Origin of the sequence: Bacillus sp. S4, assembly GCF_040838205.1 — a bacterium.
Lineage (GTDB): Bacteria > Bacillota > Bacilli > Bacillales > Bacillaceae_G > Bacillus_A > Bacillus_A cereus_U.
In genome coordinates this window covers 1-3,909 of the sequence record NZ_JBFPJI010000299.1, presented here as the reverse complement: position 1 = coordinate 3,909, position 3,909 = coordinate 1, and the positions used below count along the sequence as shown (strand labels likewise).

Sequence of the window (3,909 nt, the reverse complement as noted above, 5' to 3'; positions counted from 1 at the left end):
TATGAAAAAATATAAAGAGTTATATGAAGGGTAGCGCACGTGTTAAACTATTGTATGGATAATTGATTGAAAAGCTTTAATGGAGAGGAAGAGATTACATGAACGAAAAAAGTATGCAATTTTTACAAATCGCAATGAAGCATTTACCAGAAGCTAAGGCAATTTTAGATTCTAATGGAATTGCGCTTGATATGGAGAAAGCACAGCCGGTGTTAGAGCTATTGATGAAAGTAATGGGCGAAGCATATGAGCTTGGGAAAGCGGATAAAGAATAAAAAAACCTTCTTTTTTAGAGGGAAGAGAGGCTCGAGCCGTGGATAGAAGCGGTAAGGGCCTTTTTTAGTCTCGAGCGAGGTAAGAACAGAGGGATGATGAGGTTAAAGGAGAACGCCTTAGTTTTGAAGGAAAGGGGATAAAGAATAAAAAATCTTCTTTTTGATGGGAGAGAGGCTCGAACGGTGGATAGAAGCGGTTGGGGCTTTTTTTAGTCTCGAGCGGAGTAAAACCGGAGGGATGATGAGGTTAAAGGGGAAGGTTATGAGGAGAACGCCTTAGTTTTGAAGGAAAGCGGATAAAGAATAAAGAACCCTTTTTTTTGATGGGAGAGAGGTTCGAACCGTGGATAGAAGCGGTAAGAGCCTCTTTTTGTTTCGAGCGGAGTAAGGGTATGGAATAATTTATATTTTGAAAGGGCAGGAATTTTTCTGTTTCTTTTAATGAAAAATAAAGTTAGTAATACGCTGTCTTTATTTTTTTAGCTGAAATATATTCTAGACAAAAGTACATTTATGTTTTAAAATTAGTACCAAGTCATAATAATTGATATAAAATGGAGGGCTGCGATGTGAACGTGGGCATTTTAGGGGTCGGAAGATATGTGCCAGAAAAAGTAGTCACAAATCACGATTTAGAGAAAATCGTAGATACATCTGATGAATGGATTCGTACGAGAACGGGAATTGCAGAAAGACGCATTGCCGATGATACAATAGATACTTCATATATGGCGGTAGAGGCTTCTAAAAAAGCACTTGAAGATGCAGGGATTAGCGGAGAGGATATCGATCTTATTTTAGTGGCAACAGTAACGCCAGATCGCGCATTCCCAGCAGTAGCCTGTGTAATCCAAGAAGCAATTGGCGCAAAACACGCAGCCGCGATGGATTTAAGTGCAGCATGTGCTGGCTTTATGTACGGAATGATTACAGCACAGCAATTTATTCAAACGGGAACTTATAAAAATGTATTAGTAGTTGGTAGTGACAAACTATCTAAAATTGTAGACTGGAACGATCGAAATACAGCAGTACTATTTGGGGACGGAGCAGGTGCTATCGTAATGGGAGCTGTTTCGGAAGGAAAAGGTGTACTTTCCTTTGAATTAGGAGCGGACGGAAGTGGCGGTAAGCATCTTTATCAAGACGAGTATGTTATGATGAACGGCAGAGAAGTCTTTAAATTTGCTGTTCGCCAACTTGGTGATTCCTGTCTTCGCGTGTTAGAAAAAGCGGGACTTACGAAAGAGGATGTGGACTTCTTAGTACCACATCAAGCGAATATTCGTATTATGGAATCTGCAAGAGAAAGATTAAATTTACCGAAAGAAAAAATGAGTATGACAATTGAAAAGTTCGGTAATACATCGGCTTCTTCAATTCCAATTGCAATGGTAGAGGAATTGCAAAATGGACGTATTCAAGATGGTGATTTAATTATACTAGTAGGTTTTGGCGGCGGGTTAACATGGGGAGCAGTAGCTCTTCGTTGGGGTAAATAAGGACTGAGAGAAAAAAAGGAGTGTATTTTGTATGGAAAAAAAGAGGGTCGTAATTACAGGGCTAGGAGCTGTTACACCGATCGGAACAGATGTTGAAACAGCTTGGGAAAACATTAAAAACGGTGTATCCGGAATCGGACGACTTACAAGAATAGATTCAGAACAAATTCCTGCAAAAGTAGCAGCAGAAATTAATGACTTTGAAGTCGAAAAATATATAGATAAAAAAGAAGCGCGCCGTATGGACCGCTTTACGCAATATGCAGTAGCAGCAGCGAAAATGGCAGTAGCAGATGCGAAGCTTGAAATTACAGAAGAAAATGCACCACGCATTGGTGTATGGGTTGGTTCTGGTATTGGTGGTATGGAAACATACGAAGAACAATTTAAGATTTTTGCTGAAAAAGGTCCGCGCCGCGTGAGCCCATTCTTCGTACCAATGATGATTCCAGATATGGCAGCAGGTCAAGTGTCAATCGCTACAGGAGCGAAAGGAATTAATACTTGCTCTGTAACAGCTTGTGCATCTGGAGCAAACTCAATTGGTGATGCGTTTAAAGTAATCCAGCGCGGTGATGCTGATGCGATGATAACAGGCGGAGCAGAAGCGCCATTAACAAGTATGGCATTCGCTGGGTTTAGCTCAGCGAAAGCATTAACATTCAATGAAGATCCAGCAACGGCTTGCCGCCCATTTGATAAAAACCGTAGTGGTTTCGTAATGGGTGAAGGATCAGGAATTCTTATTCTTGAAGAATTAGAGCACGCATTAGCACGTGGTGCTCACATTTATGCGGAAATTGCTGGTTATGGTGCAACTGGTGATGCGTTCCATATTACAATGCCTGCTCCTGGCGGTGAAGGCGGAGTTCGTGCGATGCGTCAAGCTTTAGCTGATGCAGGTCTAGAGCCAGAAGATATTGATTACATTAATGCACATGGTACAAGTACAGATGCAAATGAAAAGTATGAAACGATGGCAATTAAAGAAACTTTCGGTGAGCATGCATATAAAGTAGCGATTAGTTCAACGAAATCAATGACAGGTCATTTATTAGGAGCAGCTGGTGCTGTTGAAGCGATCTTCTCTATTAAATCAATTACAGACGGAGTAATTCCTCCGACGATTAACTATGAAACACCAGATCCAGAATGTGATTTAGATTACGTACCAAATACAGCGAGACATCAAGAAGTGCGGGCTGTATTAAGTAATTCATTAGGATTCGGTGGTCATAACGCAGTATTAGTATTTAAAGCATATAAGTAATATGTACAATAAGGTGTCTTTTCGTAAAGTACTACGAAAAGACACCTTATTTATTTTTTATCACCTTTACGTTCCTTTCTTTTTTTGCATATACATAAGAAAAGGAGGGATGAAGGGTGGGGGTTGTTGAAACGGCAGAATGGTTACATCTGTATTATGGACGCCCAGAAAAGCTTTGTGAGAAATTTACAAAGTATATTCCATTGCCAAAAGAGAGGCTGTATCGCTTTTTAATCTCTAAAGGTATGTATCGCCCAGTAATGCGGGGGGAGCAGGAAATTAAAGAGTTAGAGAAGAAAGAAATTTGGAAAGAACTTAGCATGGAGTATGAAAAATTGAAAAGTTGGCTAAAAGGTCCAGATGTCCCTATCTTTATTTTATTATCAGATTCATATAATCGAACGGTACAAGAGGAATATAACGGGAAGGCTGGTTTATCTATGCGTCACGTTATTTTCTTATTCGTATGTGGACGTAATTCAGTAGAGGAACTAAAAGCTTTATTAACGCATGAATACCACCATATATGTAGATTACATCAAATTGAGACGAAGGAAACAGAGTATACATTACTTGATACGATGATTATGGAAGGGTTAGCTGAGCAAGCTGTGTATGAAAGGTATACAGAAAAAAGATGTGCACCATGGACTACTTACATTTCAAAAGAAGATGCTATTTATTATTGGAGAAATTCAATACAAGAACGAATAGATGTAAAGAGAGGTACGAGGGAGCATGATGTTTTATTAAATGGACTGCACTCGTATCCGAAAATGCTTGGCTATGCACTTGGATTTCATATTGTGAAAGACTGTGTAGCATTTGAAGGAGAAAATACACTGTCTTTATTATCTATAGA

General features: G+C 39.5%; 4 protein-coding genes. All 4 read left to right on the top strand.

The genetic code is table 11. From position 1 onward, the window contains the following. Positions 1-98 precede the first annotated feature (98 nt). Complete coding sequence (locus tag AB3X48_RS18840; RefSeq protein WP_002011319.1) at positions 99-275, top strand: ComZ family protein; 177 nt, start codon at positions 99-101, stop codon at positions 273-275. Between the two features lie 569 nt (positions 276-844). Then, positions 845-1,777, top strand: a complete 933-nt coding sequence (gene fabH / locus AB3X48_RS18835; RefSeq protein WP_002149840.1) for a beta-ketoacyl-ACP synthase III — start codon at positions 845-847, stop codon at positions 1,775-1,777. A 31-nt stretch (positions 1,778-1,808) separates the two neighbouring features. After that, entirely contained in the window at positions 1,809-3,047 is a 1,239-nt protein-coding gene (fabF, locus tag AB3X48_RS18830) for a beta-ketoacyl-ACP synthase II (RefSeq protein WP_016104174.1), read from the top strand. A 116-nt stretch (positions 3,048-3,163) separates the two neighbouring features. Continuing rightward, a partial coding sequence (locus AB3X48_RS18825) for a DUF2268 domain-containing putative Zn-dependent protease (protein ID WP_367959809.1) occupies positions 3,164-3,909 on the top strand: 746 nt, incomplete at its 3' end.